The organism is Bacillus sp. XT-4 (assembly GCF_050864245.1).
Lineage (GTDB): Bacteria > Bacillota > Bacilli > Bacillales > Bacillaceae > Bacillus > Bacillus altitudinis.
The window spans coordinates 26,959-43,482 of record NZ_JBPAFI010000010.1 but is presented as its reverse complement, the minus strand read 5'-3'; the positions used below and the strand labels follow the sequence as shown (position 1 = coordinate 43,482).

The window sequence follows — 16,524 nt, the reverse complement described above, 5'->3', positions numbered from 1 at the left end:
TACTGCCGGAGTTGACGGTCGTATGCAAGGACGTTCTAAATACGGAACAAAACGCCCTAAACAAAGCAAATAATATAAACAAACATAAGGGTTTTTAGAAGTTGAGTTCAGATCAGTGGAGTCAGGTAGCTGACAATGAAATTGAGATGAAAGACAGATAGAAATCCTTTTAAAAGAGAAGGGAGGCTATTCAGATGCCACGTAAAGGTCCTGTAGCAAAAAGAGACGTTTTGCCAGATCCAATTTACAATTCTAAACTTGTATCTCGTTTGATCAACAAAATGATGATCGACGGTAAAAGAGGAAAGTCACAAACTATTCTCTACAAGTCATTTGATATCATCAAAGAACGTACTGGTAATGAAGCGATGGAGGTTTTCGAACAAGCCTTGAAAAACATCATGCCAGTTCTTGAAGTTAAAGCACGTCGTGTAGGTGGAGCTAACTACCAAGTTCCTGTAGAAGTTCGCCCAGACCGTCGTACGACTTTAGGTCTTCGCTGGTTAGTAAACTACGCTCGTCTTCGTGGAGAAAAAACGATGGAAGAGCGTCTTGCTAACGAAATCCTTGACGCAGCTAACAACACTGGTGCTGCTGTTAAGAAACGTGAAGATACACACAAAATGGCAGAAGCGAACAAAGCATTCGCTCACTACCGCTGGTAGGATTTATACCAAACTAAAAAAACTATTCCCTAATAAGGAAGGAGAAATTACCCAATGGCAAGAGAGTTCTCCTTAGACAAAACTCGTAATATTGGTATCATGGCTCACATCGATGCCGGTAAAACGACAACGACTGAGCGTATCTTGTACTACACTGGTCGTATCCATAAAATTGGTGAAACTCACGAAGGAGCTTCACAAATGGACTGGATGGAGCAGGAGCAAGAACGTGGTATTACAATCACTTCTGCTGCTACTACAGCACAATGGAAAGGTTACCGTGTAAACATCATTGATACACCAGGACACGTAGACTTCACTGTTGAAGTTGAACGTTCTTTACGTGTACTTGATGGTGCGGTTGCTGTTCTTGATGCACAATCAGGTGTAGAGCCTCAAACTGAAACAGTTTGGCGCCAAGCAACAACTTACGGAGTACCTCGTATCGTATTCGTTAACAAAATGGATAAAACCGGTGCAGACTTCCTTTACTCTGTAAGCACATTAAGAGATCGTCTTCAAGCGAACGCTCATGCAATTCAATTGCCGATCGGCGCTGAAGATCAATTCGAAGGAATCATCGACCTTGTAGAAAACGTAGCATACTTCTACGAAGATGACCTTGGAACTCGCTCTGATGCACAAGAAATCCCTGCTGAGTATAAAGACAAAGCTGAAGAGCTTCGCAGCAGCTTGATTGAAGCTGTCGCTGAGCTTGATGAAGAGCTTATGGAAAAATACCTTGAGGGTGAAGAAATCACAATTCCTGAATTGAAAGCTGCAATCCGTAAAGGAACTTTGAATGTTGAATTCTACCCAGTTCTTGTTGGATCTGCTTTCAAAAACAAAGGTGTTCAGCTTGTACTTGACGCTGTGCTTGACTACCTTCCTGCACCAACTGATGTTGCTGCAATCAAAGGTACATTGCCAGATACAAATGAAGAGGTTGTACGTGAGTCTACTGATGACGCACCATTCGCAGCTCTTGCATTTAAAGTTATGACTGACCCTTATGTTGGGAAACTAACTTTCTTCCGCGTATACTCTGGAACACTTGATTCTGGTTCTTACGTGAAGAACTCTTCTAAGAACAAGCGTGAGCGTGTTGGACGTATCCTTCAAATGCACGCAAACAGCCGTGAAGAAATCTCTACTGTATATGCAGGGGATATCGCAGCAGCTGTTGGTCTTAAAGATACATCTACTGGTGATACTCTTTGTGACGAGAAAAATCTTGTTATCCTTGAGTCTATGGAATTCCCAGAGCCAGTTATCGATGTAGCTATCGAGCCTAAATCTAAGGCTGACCAAGATAAAATGGGTATCGCTTTAGCTAAACTAGCTGAAGAGGATCCAACATTCCGTACACAAACAAACACTGAAACTGGTCAAACGATCATCTCTGGTATGGGTGAACTTCACCTTGATATCATTGTTGACCGTATGAAGCGTGAGTTCAAGGTTGAAGCTAACGTAGGAGCTCCTCAAGTTGCGTACCGTGAAACATTCCGTTCTAGTGCAAAAGTTGAAGGTAAATTCGTACGTCAGTCTGGTGGACGCGGTCAGTTCGGACACGTTTGGATCGAATTCGAACCAAACGAAGAAGGCGCAGGCTTCGAATTCACAAATGCAATCGTCGGTGGGGTTGTTCCACGTGAATACATTCCAGCAATTCAAGCAGGTCTTGAAGATTCATTAGAAAATGGTGTATTAGCTGGATTCCCATTAATCGACATCAAAGCAAAATTATTCGATGGATCTTACCATGATGTTGACTCTAACGAAATGGCGTTTAAAATTGCTGCATCTATGGCATTGAAAAATGCTGTCAGCAAATGTAACCCAGTTCTACTTGAGCCAATGATGAAAGTAGAAGTCGTTATCCCAGAAGAATACATGGGAGACATCATGGGTGATATCACATCTCGTCGTGGACGTGTAGAAGGTATGGAAGCTCGCGGTAACGCTCAAGTTGTTCGCGCTATGGTTCCACTTTCTGAAATGTTCGGATATGCAACTGCACTCCGTTCTAACACACAAGGACGCGGTACTTTCACTATGCACATGGATCACTACGAAGAAGTGCCTAAGAGCATCAGTGAAGAAATCATCAAAAAAAATAAAGGTGAATAATTGATTTTGCCTTTAAACTAAAGTATAACTACTATTGAAGATCAGAAAGTGAGAGGTAACTCTTCACTTTCTATCACTCATACCAAATACAATGAACCTTTAAGGAGGATTTTTAGAATGGCTAAAGAAAAATTCGACCGTTCCAAATCGCATGCTAACATTGGTACAATTGGACACGTTGACCATGGTAAAACAACTCTAACTGCTGCTATCTCAACAGTTCTTCATAAGAAATCTGGTAAAGGTACAGCTATGGCTTATGACCAAATCGATGGTGCTCCAGAAGAGCGCGAGCGTGGAATCACAATCTCAACTGCACACGTTGAGTATGAAACTGAAACTCGTCACTATGCACACGTAGACTGCCCAGGACACGCTGACTATGTTAAAAACATGATCACTGGTGCTGCTCAAATGGACGGCGCGATCTTAGTAGTATCTGCTGCTGATGGTCCAATGCCACAAACACGTGAGCACATCCTACTTTCTCGTAACGTAGGTGTTCCTTACATCGTAGTATTCCTTAACAAATGTGACATGGTTGACGATGAAGAGTTACTTGAACTTGTTGAAATGGAAGTTCGTGACCTTCTTTCTGACTATGACTTCCCTGGTGACGATGTACCAGTTATCAAAGGTTCTGCTCTTAAAGCTCTTGAAGGTGATGCTGATTACGAAGCAAAAATCTTCGAACTTATGGATGCGGTTGATGAGTACATCCCAACTCCAGAGCGTGACACTGAGAAGCCATTCATGATGCCAGTTGAGGACGTATTCTCAATCACTGGTCGTGGAACAGTTGCTACTGGTCGTGTTGAGCGTGGACAAGTTAAAGTCGGTGACGAAGTTGAAATCATCGGTCTTCAAGAAGAAAACGGTAAAACAACTGTTACAGGTGTTGAAATGTTCCGTAAACTTCTTGACTATGCTGAAGCTGGTGACAACATCGGTGCACTACTTCGTGGTGTATCTCGTGAAGATATCCAACGTGGTCAAGTACTTGCTAAACCAGGTACAATCACTCCACATAGCCGTTTCAAAGCTGAAGTTTATGTACTTTCTAAAGAAGAGGGTGGACGTCATACTCCATTCTTCACTAACTACCGTCCGCAGTTCTACTTCCGTACAACTGACGTAACTGGTATCGTACATCTTCCAGAAGGTACTGAAATGGTAATGCCTGGCGATAACACTGAGATGGAAGTTGAACTTATCTCTACTATCGCTATCGAAGAAGGAACTCGTTTCTCTATCCGTGAGGGTGGACGTACTGTAGGTTCTGGTGTCGTTTCTACTATCATTAAGTAATAACTGTTAAAAGAGACTCCTTGCAAAAGGGTCTCTTTTTTTGCTTTTCCAGTGCATAACGACTACTATAAGCTATAGAATCTAAATGGAACCGAGAGGATCACTGGAATGGCGAAGACAATGTTGAAAAAGTGGCTGATTGGCGGGCTTGATCAATGGATTATGATAAAAGAAGATCAAGCGAAAAAAACAAAACCTGTTTTATTATTTTTACACGGTGGCCCAGGCTCAGCTCAAATGAGTTATATCGATTCCTTTCATAAGGAACTTGATCAAGACTTCACTGTTGTCCATTGGGACCAGCGCGGTGCAGGACTGTCTTATCAAAAAAACATTCCTGAGTCTTCTATGACCATTGGGCAATTCGTAGAGGATACGATTGAGCTTACAGAAAAACTACTTTCCTATACTGATCAAGCGAAAATATACATTGCAGGTTATTCATGGGGATCATTAATCGCCATACAAGCTGTACATAAACGCCCAGATTTGTATCATGCCTATTATGGAATTAGTCAGGTGGTTGATGTATTAAAAGAGGATATTGTATCGTACGAACTTCTTCTAAAAAAATATCAAGGCAAGCACTTCTTCACTAGATGTCTAAGATTGCTGACACCACCCCCTTGGAAACGCACCTCTGCTCATGCTTTATTCTCACTATATAAAGAGTTCGCAAAAGTAGGGCTCACGCATAGGTGGAAGCCCATTTTTCAAATGCTGTATGCATTTCTCGTTAGTAAGCATTATCAGCTAAAAGATAAGTGGAAATTCCTTATGGGACAGAAGTATAGCCAAGATATGCTGTGGGATGAGCTGATGAACGAAAGCATTCAATACCGAGTTTCTTCTATATTAATACCTTGCTACTTTATCATTGGGGAACATGACATGATTACACCAGCTGCTGTATCAAAACCATATGTTGATCAACTTACAGCACCAATAAAAGAATGGTTTACTTTTAATGAATCTGCACATTCTCCGCATATTGAAGAACCAGAAGAATTTATTCGTATCGTCAGGAAGACAGCTACACATCATCTTCAGGGAAAGCTTGATTTATAGGCTGAACCCCTGTATAATATGAAAAGTGTGCAAATCATAAATTTATCCGATTTATTATTGCAACACGCAGGCCAATTTGGTACAATAGTGCATGTTGGTCTTTGACTGCGATGAAGTGAGAGGTTGCTGACACACCCGGCCGCTTTGCCATGGCAAGGTGATCAGGTTTTTCTCACGGAGAACTGTCTAACGTAAGTAGGCGAAAAGGAGGGAAAATAATGGCAAAACAAAAAATTCGTATTCGTTTAAAAGCATATGATCATAGAATTCTTGATCAATCTGCTGAGAAGATTGTTGAAACGGCTAAGCGTTCTGGTGCTAGTGTATCTGGTCCAATTCCGCTTCCAACTGAAAAATCAGTTTACACAATCCTTCGTGCGGTGCATAAGTACAAAGATTCTCGTGAGCAATTCGAGATGCGTACTCACAAACGTCTAATCGACATCGTGAATCCAACTCCGCAAACAGTTGATGCACTTATGCGTTTAGATTTACCATCCGGTGTAGATATCGAAATCAAACTTTAATTCAAATAGAAAACACATATTATAGGAGGTGTGACGAATGACCAAAGGAATCTTAGGTAGAAAAATTGGTATGACGCAAGTATTCGCAGAAAACGGTGATCTTATCCCTGTAACTGTTGTTGAGGCTGCTGCTAACGTTGTTCTTCAGAAGAAGACTACTGACACGGATGGCTATGAGGCAATCCAAATCGGTTTTGACGACAAACGTGAGAAGCTTTCTAACAAACCAGAGAAAGGCCACGTTGCTAAAGCGGAAACTGCTCCTAAGCGCTTCGTAAAAGAATTACGCGGTGTGGAGTTAGATGCGTATGAAGTTGGTCAGGAAGTCAAAGTTGATATTTTCGCAAATGGAGATATCGTAGATGTAACAGGAACATCAAAAGGTAAAGGATTCCAAGGGGCTATCAAACGCCACGGACAATCACGCGGACCAATGACTCACGGTTCACGTTACCACCGTCGTCCTGGTTCAATGGGACCTGTTGATCCAAACCGAGTATTCAAAGGTAAACTTCTTCCAGGACGTATGGGCGGAGAGCAAATCACTGTCCAAAATCTTGAGATCGTTAAAGTTGATGCAGAACGCAATCTTCTTTTGATCAAAGGTAACGTACCAGGAGCTAAAAAATCTCTAGTAACTGTAAAGAGTGCAGTTAAAACTAAATAACTCTCTTAGGAAAGGAGGAAACAAGTCATGCCAAAAGTAGCATTATTTAACCAAAACGGTTCTACTAACGGTGAAATCGAATTAAACGCTTCTGTGTTTGGAATTGAGCCAAACGAAAGCGTAGTATTCGATGCTATTCTTATGCAAAGAGCTTCCTTACGTCAAGGAACTCACAAAGTAAAAACTCGTTCTGAAGTACGTGGCGGAGGTCGTAAACCTTGGAGACAGAAGGGTACAGGTCGTGCTCGTCAAGGTTCTATCCGTTCACCACAATGGCGCGGAGGCGGTATCGTATTCGGTCCAACACCACGCAGCTATTCTTATAAATTACCTAAAAAAGTTCGCCGCTTGGCTATCAAGTCAGTATTGTCTTCTAAAGTAATCGACAACAACATCATCGTTCTTGAAGATCTTACTCTTGATGCAGTGAAAACGAAAGAATTCGCAGGCATCCTTAAAGGGTTATCTGTTGAGAAGAAAGCGTTGATCGTCACTGCGGATGCAAACGAAACAGTTGCTTTATCTGCTCGTAACATCCCTGGAGTAACAGTTGTTGAAGCTAACGGTATCAACGTTCTTGACGTTGTCAACCACGACAAACTTCTGATCACTAAAGCAGCGGTTGAAAAAGTAGAGGAGGGACTTGCATAATGAAAGATCCTCGTGATGTTCTAAAGCGCCCTATCATTACTGAACGTTCTGCTGATCTAATGACAGAGAAGAAGTATACGTTCGAAGTTGATGTCAGAGCTAACAAGACAGAAGTGAAAGACGCTGTTGAAGAAATCTTTGGAGTGAAAGTTGAGAAAGTCAACGTTCAAAACTACAAAGGTAAATCAAAACGCGTTGGACGCTACACTGGTATGACTAGCCGTCGCAGAAAAGCGATCGTGAAATTAACTGCTGACAGCAAAGAAATCGAAATTTTTGAAGCGTAAATCTTAAAAAGAAGGAGGGAAATTCAAAATGGCGATTAAAAAGTATAAACCAACCAGTAATGGTCGTCGTGGCATGACTACTTCAGATTTTGCTGAAATCACGACTGACAAACCAGAAAAATCGTTGCTTGCACCGCTTCACAGAAAAGGCGGACGTAACAACCAAGGTAGATTGACTGTTCGTCATCAAGGTGGCGGTCACAAACGTCAATACCGTATCATCGACTTTAAGCGTGATAAAGACGGTATACCTGGACGCGTTGCTACAATCGAGTATGATCCAAACCGTTCAGCGAACATCGCTCTTGTAAACTATGCAGATGGTGAGAAACGTTACATTCTTGCTCCGAAAGGAATCCAAGTTGGTACTGAAGTTACTTCTGGACCAGAAGCTGACATCAAACCAGGTAATGCTCTTCCACTTATCAACATCCCAGTTGGTACAGTTGTGCATAACATTGAATTAAAACCAGGTAAAGGTGGACAATTAGTTCGTTCTGCTGGTACTTCTGCTCAAGTTCTAGGTAAAGAAGGTAAATACGTTCTTGTACGTTTGAACTCTGGTGAAGTACGCATGATCCTTTCTGCTTGCCGTGCGACTATCGGTCAAGTTGGAAACGAACAACACGAACTAATCAACATCGGTAAAGCTGGACGTTCTCGCTGGAAAGGCGTACGCCCAACAGTTCGTGGTTCTGTAATGAACCCTAACGATCACCCACACGGCGGTGGTGAAGGACGCGCTCCAATCGGACGTAAATCACCAATGTCTCCATGGGGTAAACCGACTCTTGGATTCAAGACTCGTAAGAAAACCAACAAGTCTGATAAATTCATTGTACGTCGTCGTAAAAACAAGTAACGGGGTTGTCTACGGTTCATTTAGGACCGTAGTTCAATCACGAAGGGAGGTTCCACAATGGCTCGCAGCTTAAAAAAAGGACCATTTGTTGATGATCATTTGATGGCTAAAGTCGAGAAATTGAATGAAACTGACAAAAAGCAAGTCGTAAAAACTTGGTCTCGTCGTTCTACAATTTTCCCACAATTCATCGGTCACACAATCGCTGTCTATGACGGACGCAAACATGTACCTGTTTTCATTTCTGAAGATATGGTAGGTCACAAATTGGGCGAATTCGCACCAAGCCGTACTTACAAAGGTCATGCTAGTGACGATAAAAAAACAAGACGCTAATGAGAGGAGGCTTTTAAATGCAAGCTAAAGCTGTCGCAAGAACAGTCCGTATTGCTCCTCGTAAAGCACGTCTAGTAATGGACCTGATCCGAGGTAAGCAAGTAGGAGAAGCAGTTTCTATCTTAAACCTTACACCTAAGGCTGCTTCACCAATTATTGAAAAAGTATTAAAATCTGCTATCGCAAATGCTGAGCACAACTACGAGTTGGACGCTAACAGCCTAGTGATTACTCAAGCATTCGTTGACGAAGGTCCAACACTTAAGAGATTCCGTCCACGTGCTATGGGTCGTGCGAGCGCAATTAACAAACGTACTAGCCACATTACAATCGTTGTATCAGAAAAGAAGGAGGGATAATCCGTGGGTCAAAAGGTAAATCCAGTAGGTCTTCGTATTGGCGTCATTCGTGATTGGGAATCTAAATGGTTCGCAGGAAAAGATTACGCTGACTTCTTACATGAAGACTTGAAAATCCGTGAATTCATCAGCAAGCGTTTGTCTGACGCGTCTGTTTCTAAAGTAGAAATCGAACGTGCTGCAAACCGCGTAAATATCACAATCCACACGGCTAAACCAGGTATGGTAATTGGTAAAGGCGGATCTGAAGTTGAAGCACTTCGTAAAGCTCTTAACAGCCTAACTGGCAAACGTGTACACATCAACATTCTTGAAATCAAGAGAGCAGATCTTGATGCTCAGCTAGTTGCTGAAAACATCGCTCGTCAACTTGAAAATCGTATTTCATTCCGTCGTGCACAAAAACAAACAATCCAACGCACAATGCGTGCTGGAGCACAAGGAATCAAAACAATGGTTTCTGGTCGTCTTGGCGGTGCAGATATTGCTCGTTCTGAATATTACAGTGAAGGTACTGTTCCATTGCACACACTTCGTGCTGACATCGACTATGCTACTGCTGAAGCTGATACTACTTATGGTAAGCTTGGCGTAAAAGTATGGATCTATCGTGGAGAAGTCCTTCCAACTAAGAAGAATACTGCGGAAGGAGGAAAATAATATGTTATTGCCAAAACGCGTGAAGTATCGCAGAGAACATCGTGGAAAAATGCGTGGTCGTGCAAAAGGCGGCACTGAAGTACATTTCGGTGAGTTCGGTATCCAAGCTCTTGAAGCTTCTTGGATCACTAACCGTCAAATCGAAGCTGCTCGTATTGCTATGACTCGTTACATGAAACGTGGCGGTAAAGTTTGGATCAAAATTTTCCCTTCTAAGCCATACACAGCTAAACCTCTAGAGGTCCGCATGGGTTCCGGTAAAGGTGCTCCAGAAGGCTGGGTAGCTGTAGTAAAACCGGGCAAAGTTTTATTTGAAATTTCTGGTGTGTCTGAAGAAGTTGCACGTGAAGCTCTTCGTCTTGCATCTCACAAATTGCCAATTAAAACGAAGTTCGTAAAACGTGAAGAAATTGGTGGTGAATCAAATGAAAGCTAATGAAATTCGTGACCTTACCACTGCTGAAATTGAACAAAAAGTAAAGTCTCTTAAAGAAGAACTTTTCAATCTTCGTTTCCAATTAGCGACTGGGCAGCTTGAAAACACTGCTCGCATTCGTGAAGTGCGTAAATCAATCGCACGCATGAAAACTGTGATTCGTCAAAGAGAAATCGCTGCTAATAAATAATAATTAGAGGGGAGGCCCCGCAAACATGAGCGAACGTAACCAACGTAAAGTGTATCAAGGTCGTGTTGTTTCTGACAAAATGGATAAAACCATCACTGTTGTAGTTGAAACATACAAAAAGCATTCACTTTATGGCAAACGTGTAAGATACTCTAAAAAGTTCAAAGCACATGATGAAAACAACCAAGCAAAAATCGGAGACATCGTAAAGGTCATGGAAACTCGTCCATTATCTGCGACTAAACGCTTTCGTCTAGTTGAAGTTGTCGAAGAAGCTGTTATTATCTAATAAAGTTCGGATTTCTTTTTCCGAAGGGAGGTAACATTAATGATTCAACAGGAGACTCGTTTAAAAGTAGCTGACAACTCTGGCGCACGCGAAGTACTAACGATTAAAGTTCTTGGTGGCTCTGGACGTAAAACGGCTAACATCGGTGATGTCATTGTTTGTACGGTTAAACAAGCAACACCAGGAGGCGTTGTCAAAAAAGGTGAAGTTGTGAAAGCAGTTATCGTTCGTACTAAGAGCGGAGCTCGCAGAAACGATGGATCTTACATCAGTTTTGATGAAAATGCATGTGTCATCATCCGTGACGACAAGAGCCCACGTGGAACTCGTATCTTCGGACCAGTAGCACGTGAACTTCGTGAAAACAACTATATGAAAATTGTTTCTTTAGCACCAGAAGTACTTTAATGAATACAATCCGCGACTCAAGGAGGTGCGATTAAATGCATGTTAAAAAGGGCGATAAAGTAGTGGTTATCTCTGGTAAAGATAAAGGTAAACAAGGTGTCATCCTTGCTGCTTTCCCTAAAAAGGACCGTGTTTTAGTAGAAGGTATTAACCTTGTGAAAAAACACTCTAAACCAACCCAAGCTAACCCTCAAGGCGGAATTTCTGAACAAGAAGCGCCGATCCACGTATCAAACGTAATGCCGCTTGATCCTAAAACGGGTGAAGTGACACGTATTGGATATAAAGTTGAGGACGGAAAGAAAGTCCGTGTAGCGAAAAAATCTGGGCAAGTTCTAGATAAATAGTAAATAAGGAAGGGAGGTCTTTCTCATGAACCGCCTTAAAGAAAAGTATGTAAAAGAAATTACACCTGCATTAGTTTCTAAGTTTGAATACAAATCAGTAATGCAAGTGCCAAAAATCGAAAAAATCGTGATCAACATGGGTGTTGGTGACGCCGTTCAAAACGCTAAAGCAATCGATACTGCTGTTGAAGAATTAACGTTTATCGCTGGTCAAAAACCTGTCGTTACTCGTGCGAAGAAGTCTATTGCTGGATTCCGTCTACGTGAAGGAATGCCAATCGGTGCGAAAGTAACACTTCGCGGAGAGCGCATGTACGATTTCCTTGATAAACTTATTTCTGTATCTTTACCACGTGTACGTGACTTCCGCGGGATTTCTAAGAAATCTTTCGACGGTCGTGGAAACTACACGCTTGGTATTAAAGAACAGTTAATCTTCCCAGAAATTGATTACGATAAAGTAACAAAAGTCCGCGGTATGGATATCGTTATCGTTACGACTGCCAACACGGATGAAGAAGCACGTGAGTTATTAACTCAAGTAGGTATGCCGTTCCAGAAATAATCAATGAAAGGGAGGCGAAATCGTGGCTAAAAAGTCTATGATTGCGAAACAACAACGCAAACAAAAGTTTAAAGTTCAAGAGTATACGCGCTGCGAACGTTGTGGACGTCCACATTCAGTAATTCGCAAGTTTAAACTTTGCCGTATTTGTTTCCGCGAACTTGCATATAAAGGACAAATTCCTGGCGTTAAAAAAGCCAGCTGGTAATCCCCATAAATGGGAAGGAGGTTATTAAATAATGGTTATGACAGATCCGATTGCAGATTTGCTGACTCGTATTCGCAATGCGAACATGGTACGTCATGAGAAGCTAGAAGTACCGGCTTCAAAAATCAAAAGAGAAATTGCTGAAATCTTAAAGCGTGAAGGTTTTATCCGTGACGTTGAGTACGTCGAAGACAGCAAACAAGGAATTATCCGTTTGTTCCTTAAATACGGCCAAAACAACGAACGTGTTATCACTGGTCTTAAAAGAATCAGTAAACCTGGTTTACGCGTATATGCGAAATCAAATGAAGTACCACGTGTACTTAACGGACTTGGAATCGCAATTATTTCTACATCACAAGGTGTTTTATCGGACAAAGAAGCCCGTGCTAAACAAGCTGGTGGAGAAGTACTTGCTTACGTATGGTAAAAAAAGTTTAAGATGAATGGAGGTGCTTGGTATGTCTCGTATAGGTAAAAAGCTAATCGAGATCCCTTCAGGAGTAACTGTGACAAACAACGATAACACAGTGACAGTAAAGGGACCAAAAGGTGAACTAACTCGTGCATTTCACCCTGATATGGAAATTAAAATTGAGGACAACGTCTTAACTGTAAGCCGTCCGTCTGAAAATAAAGAACACCGTGCATTACATGGTACAACACGTAGCTTAATTGCAAACATGGTTGAAGGTGTATCTAAAGGTTTCGAAAGAGGTTTAGAACTAATCGGTGTCGGTTACCGTGCAGCTAAATCTGGAAACAAACTTGTTCTTAACGTTGGATACTCTCACCCAGTTGAAATCGTTCCTGAGGCTGGAGTTGAAGTAGAAGTTCCATCTCAAACGAAAGTAATCGTTAAAGGTATCGATAAAGAGCGTGTAGGAGCTCTAGCTTCTAACATCCGCGCTGTCCGTGCTCCAGAGCCTTACAAAGGTAAAGGAATTCGTTACGAAGGTGAATTCGTTCGCCGTAAAGAAGGAAAAACTGGTAAGTAAGATCGCTTAATGTGAAGAAAGGAGTGACTCGGATGATTACGAAAACTAGCAAAAACGCTACTCGTCTTAAAAGACACGCTCGTGTTCGTGCGAAACTTTCAGGTACTGCTGAAAGACCTCGCCTTAACGTTTTCCGTTCTAACAAGAACATCTACGCTCAAGTAATTGATGATGTTAACGGTGTAACACTTGTAAGTGCTTCTACTCTTGATAAAGAGTTAAAGATCGAGAATAGTTCTGACGCTGCAGCTGCTACTAAAGTTGGCGAACTTGTTGCAAAACGTGCTGTTGAAAAAGGCATCTCTAACGTGGTATTTGACCGCGGAGGATACTTATATCATGGACGTGTAAAAGCTCTAGCTGAAGCTGCTCGTGAGGCTGGACTTAAATTTTAATAAAAGAAGGAGGGACACATCCGAATGAGTCGTATTGACCCAAGCAAATTAGAGTTAGAAGAACGCTTAGTTACGGTTAACCGGGTAGCGAAAGTTGTTAAAGGTGGACGTCGTTTCCGTTTTGCAGCTTTAGTTGTTGTCGGTGACAAAAACGGTCATGTAGGATTCGGTACTGGTAAAGCACAAGAAGTACCAGAAGCGATCCGCAAAGCTGTTGAAGACGCGAAAAAGAATTTAATTGAAGTACCAATGGTTGGAACTACAATTCCACATGAAATCATCGGTCGATTCGGTGCAGGAAACGTTCTATTGAAGCCTGCTTCAGAAGGTACAGGAGTTATCGCTGGAGGCCCAGTGCGTGCGGTACTTGAGCTTGCTGGTCTAGCTGATATCCTTTCTAAATCTCTAGGTTCTAATACACCGATCAACATGATCCGCGCAACACTTCAAGGTTTAAGTGAACTTAAACGTGCTGAAGATGTAGCGAAGCTTCGTGGAAAATCTGTAGAAGACCTGTTAGGATAAGGAGGGAACAATAATGGCAAATAAATTAGAAATTACCCTCAAACGCAGTGTAATCGGTCGCCCGGAAGATCAGCGTGTCACTGTTCGTACTCTTGGTCTAAAGAAAACAAACCAAACAGTCGTACATGAAGACAATGCAGCGATCCGCGGCATGATTAACAAGGTGTCTCATTTAGTTTCTGTTAAAGAACAATAAAACATTTTTAATCGATAAGGAGGTGCCCAAATGAAACTTCATGAATTGAAGCCTTCAGAAGGTTCACGTAAAGTACGCAACCGTGTTGGTCGTGGTATTGGATCAGGTAACGGTAAAACTTCTGGTAAAGGTCATAAAGGTCAAAACGCTCGTTCTGGCGGCGGTGTACGCCCTGGATTCGAAGGTGGTCAAATGCCTTTATTCCAACGCCTTCCAAAACGTGGTTTTACAAACATCAACCGTAAAGATTACGCGGTAATCAACTTAGACAGATTAAACAGTTTTGACGAAGGAACGGAAGTCACTCCTGAACTTCTTCTAGAGACTGGTGCAATAAGCAAGTTAAAAGCAGGAGTAAAAATTCTTGGCAACGGTAAATTAGAAAAAAAATTAACTGTAAAAGCCAATAAATTCTCTGCTTCTGCTAAAGAAGCGATTGAAGCTGCTGGCGGTACAGCCGAGGTGATCTAACTTGTTTAAGACAATCTCCAATTTTATGCGCGTGAAAGATATACGGAATAAGATTATATTTACACTTTTAATGTTAGTCGTCTTTCGTATAGGTGCTTTCATCCCTGTGCCTAATGTGAACGCCGAAGTTCTCCAGGCACAGGATCAAATGAGTGTTTTCGGAATCCTCAACACGTTTGGGGGCGGGGCACTTTTCCAATTCTCCATTCTTGCAATGGGGATTATGCCGTATATCACTGCTTCGATCATCATCCAGCTCTTGCAGATGGATGTTGTACCGAAGTTTACTGAGTGGTCAAAGCAAGGAGAGGTTGGCCGCCGAAAATTAGCACAATTCACAAGGTATTTTACAATTGTTCTAGGATTTATCCAGGCGTTAGGAATGTCATATGGATTTAACAATATGGCAGGAGGCATGCTGATTGAAAACCCAGGTGTTTCAACGTATCTCTTAATTGCGGTCGTACTCACTGCGGGAACAGCATTTTTAATGTGGCTGGGAGAGCAGATTACTGCTCACGGTGTTGGTAACGGTATTTCGATTATTATCTTTGCCGGTATCATCGCAGGTATCCCTCAAACATTAAAGCAAGTGTACGCTCAGCAATTTGTAGGTGGAGATGGACAGCTGTTCATGCAAATCCTGAAAATTGCCCTTATTGTGATTGCTATTCTTGTCATTGTTATCGGTGTTATTTACATTCAAATGGCAGTGAGAAAGATTGCGATTCAATATTCAAAAGGAACTGGCCGTGCACAAATGTCTGCTAGTCAAGCAACGCACCTTCCATTGAAAGTGAATCCAGCAGGGGTGATTCCAGTCATCTTTGCCGTTTCGTTCATTATTACTCCGCAGACGATCGCATCGTTCTTCGGAACAAATAATGTGACAACCTGGATAACTAACAACTTTGACTATACTAAGCCAATCGGTATGACGATTTATGTAGCACTGATTGTTGCTTTCACATATTTTTATGCCTTTGTCCAAGTAAACCCTGAACAAATGGCTGAAAATCTGCAAAAGCAGGGTGGCTATATCCCGGGAGTTCGTCCAGGGAAAATGACTCAAGATAGAATTACGAGCATTTTGTACCGACTCACGTTTGTGGGCGCCATTTTCTTAGCCGTGATTTCAATACTTCCTATCTTTTTCATTCAATTCGCTGGATTACCTTCCGCTGCACAAATTGGCGGCACAAGTCTTCTCATTGTTGTAGGTGTTGCACTTGAAACAATGAAACAGCTTGAAAGCCAATTAGTGAAACGAAATTACCGTGGATTTATGAAATAAAACAGAGGGCTGGGCTCCTGCCCAACCTCTCTAAGTAAGGAAGGGGAAATCCGAAATGAACTTAGTCTTAATGGGGCTTCCGGGTGCTGGTAAAGGCACTCAGGCAGAACGAATTGTTGATGATTATGGGATCCCTCATATCTCAACAGGAGATATGTTCCGTGCTGCTATGAAAGAGGAGACACAACTTGGACTCGAAGCAAAATCCTTTATCGATAAAGGAGAGCTTGTTCCTGATGAGGTCACAATCGGTATTGTTAGAGAAAGACTTGGCAAGAATGATTGTGAACAAGGTTTTCTTCTGGACGGATTTCCGCGAACAGTCGCTCAGGCTGAAGCTTTAGAAGACATTCTAAAGGACCTTGGCAGAACGATTGATTATGTCATTAATATTAAAGTCGATAAAGATGCTTTGATGGAGCGTCTGACTGGCCGAAGAATTTGCAAAGATTGCGGAGCAACATATCATTTAGTATTCAATCCACCTGCGAAAGAAAATGTTTGTGACAAGTGTGGAGGCGAGCTTTATCAACGTGCAGATGATAATGCAGAAACCGTTTCGACAAGACTTGAAGTGAACTTAAAGCAGACTGAACCTTTACTGAACTTCTATTCAGAAAAAGGATATCTTGCAAACATTGATGGTGCGAAGCACATTAACGATGTTTACGCTGATATC

Annotated in this window: 27 protein-coding genes and 1 pseudogene; all 28 read left to right on the top strand. The window is 41.9% G+C overall.

Annotation, left to right across the window (positions count from 1 at the left end):
* A pseudogene (locus ACRRMM_RS18155) lies at positions 1-73 on the top strand (30S ribosomal protein S12); the annotation flags it as partial.
* Positions 74-194: 121 nt separating this feature from the next.
* Complete coding sequence (gene rpsG / locus ACRRMM_RS18150; RefSeq protein ID WP_003216884.1) at positions 195-665, top strand: 30S ribosomal protein S7; 471 nt, start codon at positions 195-197, stop codon at positions 663-665.
* 54 nt (positions 666-719) lie between these two features.
* Positions 720-2,798: an elongation factor G gene (fusA, locus tag ACRRMM_RS18145; RefSeq protein WP_007496301.1), complete on the top strand. Its 2,079-nt coding sequence runs from the start codon at positions 720-722 to the stop codon at positions 2,796-2,798.
* 117 nt (positions 2,799-2,915) lie between these two features.
* Positions 2,916-4,106 carry an elongation factor Tu gene (gene tuf / locus ACRRMM_RS18140; RefSeq protein ID WP_007496302.1) on the top strand — a complete coding sequence of 397 codons (1,191 nt, stop codon included), beginning with the start codon at positions 2,916-2,918 and terminating at the stop codon, positions 4,104-4,106.
* Between the two features lie 108 nt (positions 4,107-4,214).
* Positions 4,215-5,174, top strand: a complete 960-nt coding sequence (locus ACRRMM_RS18135; protein WP_428828735.1) for an alpha/beta fold hydrolase — start codon at positions 4,215-4,217, stop codon at positions 5,172-5,174.
* 218 nt (positions 5,175-5,392) lie between these two features.
* Positions 5,393-5,701, top strand: coding sequence for a 30S ribosomal protein S10 (gene rpsJ, locus ACRRMM_RS18130; RefSeq protein WP_003156464.1), 309 nt, complete (start codon positions 5,393-5,395; stop codon positions 5,699-5,701).
* A gap of 37 nt (positions 5,702-5,738) precedes the next feature.
* The gene (gene rplC, locus ACRRMM_RS18125) at positions 5,739-6,368 is read left to right on the top strand and encodes a 50S ribosomal protein L3 (protein WP_007496311.1); all 630 of its coding nucleotides are present in this window, start codon (positions 5,739-5,741) and stop codon (positions 6,366-6,368) included.
* A 27-nt stretch (positions 6,369-6,395) separates the two neighbouring features.
* Positions 6,396-7,019, top strand: coding sequence for a 50S ribosomal protein L4 (gene rplD, locus ACRRMM_RS18120; protein WP_007496312.1), 624 nt, complete (start codon positions 6,396-6,398; stop codon positions 7,017-7,019).
* Positions 7,019-7,306, top strand: coding sequence for a 50S ribosomal protein L23 (gene rplW, locus ACRRMM_RS18115; RefSeq protein ID WP_003217016.1), 288 nt, complete (start codon positions 7,019-7,021; stop codon positions 7,304-7,306). Before rplD ends, rplW begins: the two co-directional genes overlap by 1 nt.
* 28 nt (positions 7,307-7,334) lie before the next feature.
* Complete coding sequence (gene rplB / locus ACRRMM_RS18110; RefSeq protein WP_007496314.1) at positions 7,335-8,168, top strand: 50S ribosomal protein L2; 834 nt, start codon at positions 7,335-7,337, stop codon at positions 8,166-8,168.
* Positions 8,169-8,225: 57 nt separating this feature from the next.
* Entirely contained in the window at positions 8,226-8,504 is a 279-nt protein-coding gene (gene rpsS / locus ACRRMM_RS18105) for a 30S ribosomal protein S19 (RefSeq protein WP_003216920.1), read from the top strand.
* Positions 8,505-8,521: 17 nt separating this feature from the next.
* Positions 8,522-8,863: a 50S ribosomal protein L22 gene (rplV, locus tag ACRRMM_RS18100; RefSeq protein ID WP_007496316.1), complete on the top strand. Its 342-nt coding sequence runs from the start codon at positions 8,522-8,524 to the stop codon at positions 8,861-8,863.
* A gap of 3 nt (positions 8,864-8,866) precedes the next feature.
* A complete protein-coding gene (rpsC, locus tag ACRRMM_RS18095; protein WP_003217241.1) occupies positions 8,867-9,523 on the top strand; it encodes a 30S ribosomal protein S3 in 657 nt (218 codons plus the stop codon).
* Between the two features lies 1 nt (position 9,524).
* Positions 9,525-9,959 carry a 50S ribosomal protein L16 gene (gene rplP, locus ACRRMM_RS18090; RefSeq protein ID WP_003225801.1) on the top strand — a complete coding sequence of 145 codons (435 nt, stop codon included), beginning with the start codon at positions 9,525-9,527 and terminating at the stop codon, positions 9,957-9,959.
* Positions 9,949-10,149 carry a 50S ribosomal protein L29 gene (rpmC, locus tag ACRRMM_RS18085; protein WP_003217155.1) on the top strand — a complete coding sequence of 67 codons (201 nt, stop codon included), beginning with the start codon at positions 9,949-9,951 and terminating at the stop codon, positions 10,147-10,149. The genes rplP and rpmC overlap by 11 nt, the downstream gene beginning before the upstream one ends.
* A 25-nt stretch (positions 10,150-10,174) precedes the next feature.
* Entirely contained in the window at positions 10,175-10,438 is a 264-nt protein-coding gene (rpsQ, locus tag ACRRMM_RS18080) for a 30S ribosomal protein S17 (protein ID WP_003216906.1), read from the top strand.
* A 39-nt stretch (positions 10,439-10,477) separates the two neighbouring features.
* On the top strand, positions 10,478-10,846 hold the full coding sequence (gene rplN / locus ACRRMM_RS18075) for a 50S ribosomal protein L14 (RefSeq protein ID WP_003216882.1): 369 nt from the start codon (positions 10,478-10,480) through the stop codon (positions 10,844-10,846).
* A 35-nt stretch (positions 10,847-10,881) separates the two neighbouring features.
* Entirely contained in the window at positions 10,882-11,193 is a 312-nt protein-coding gene (gene rplX, locus ACRRMM_RS18070) for a 50S ribosomal protein L24 (protein ID WP_007496325.1), read from the top strand.
* Positions 11,194-11,218: 25 nt separating this feature from the next.
* The gene (gene rplE, locus ACRRMM_RS18065; protein ID WP_003217159.1) at positions 11,219-11,758 is read left to right on the top strand and encodes a 50S ribosomal protein L5; all 540 of its coding nucleotides are present in this window, start codon (positions 11,219-11,221) and stop codon (positions 11,756-11,758) included.
* Between the two features lie 22 nt (positions 11,759-11,780).
* Entirely contained in the window at positions 11,781-11,966 is a 186-nt protein-coding gene (gene rpsN / locus ACRRMM_RS18060; RefSeq protein ID WP_008356542.1) for a 30S ribosomal protein S14, read from the top strand.
* 31 nt (positions 11,967-11,997) lie between these two features.
* Positions 11,998-12,396 (top strand): 30S ribosomal protein S8, encoded by a 399-nt coding sequence (gene rpsH, locus ACRRMM_RS18055; RefSeq protein ID WP_007496327.1) that lies wholly within the window; start codon positions 11,998-12,000, stop codon positions 12,394-12,396.
* A 31-nt stretch (positions 12,397-12,427) separates the two neighbouring features.
* The gene (rplF, locus tag ACRRMM_RS18050) at positions 12,428-12,964 is read left to right on the top strand and encodes a 50S ribosomal protein L6 (RefSeq protein WP_008345395.1); all 537 of its coding nucleotides are present in this window, start codon (positions 12,428-12,430) and stop codon (positions 12,962-12,964) included.
* Between the two features lie 32 nt (positions 12,965-12,996).
* Positions 12,997-13,359: a 50S ribosomal protein L18 gene (gene rplR, locus ACRRMM_RS18045; protein WP_003216951.1), complete on the top strand. Its 363-nt coding sequence runs from the start codon at positions 12,997-12,999 to the stop codon at positions 13,357-13,359.
* A gap of 24 nt (positions 13,360-13,383) precedes the next feature.
* Positions 13,384-13,884, top strand: coding sequence for a 30S ribosomal protein S5 (rpsE, locus tag ACRRMM_RS18040; protein ID WP_007496332.1), 501 nt, complete (start codon positions 13,384-13,386; stop codon positions 13,882-13,884).
* 13 nt (positions 13,885-13,897) lie between these two features.
* Positions 13,898-14,080: a 50S ribosomal protein L30 gene (gene rpmD, locus ACRRMM_RS18035; RefSeq protein ID WP_003217067.1), complete on the top strand. Its 183-nt coding sequence runs from the start codon at positions 13,898-13,900 to the stop codon at positions 14,078-14,080.
* 30 nt (positions 14,081-14,110) lie between these two features.
* On the top strand, positions 14,111-14,551 hold the full coding sequence (gene rplO, locus ACRRMM_RS18030) for a 50S ribosomal protein L15 (protein ID WP_003216888.1): 441 nt from the start codon (positions 14,111-14,113) through the stop codon (positions 14,549-14,551).
* Position 14,552: 1 nt separating this feature from the next.
* On the top strand, positions 14,553-15,845 hold the full coding sequence (secY, locus tag ACRRMM_RS18025; protein ID WP_007496334.1) for a preprotein translocase subunit SecY: 1,293 nt from the start codon (positions 14,553-14,555) through the stop codon (positions 15,843-15,845).
* A 55-nt stretch (positions 15,846-15,900) separates the two neighbouring features.
* Positions 15,901-16,524, top strand: a 624-nt coding sequence (locus tag ACRRMM_RS18020; protein WP_432450924.1) for an adenylate kinase, incomplete at its 3' end; no start/stop codon positions are given.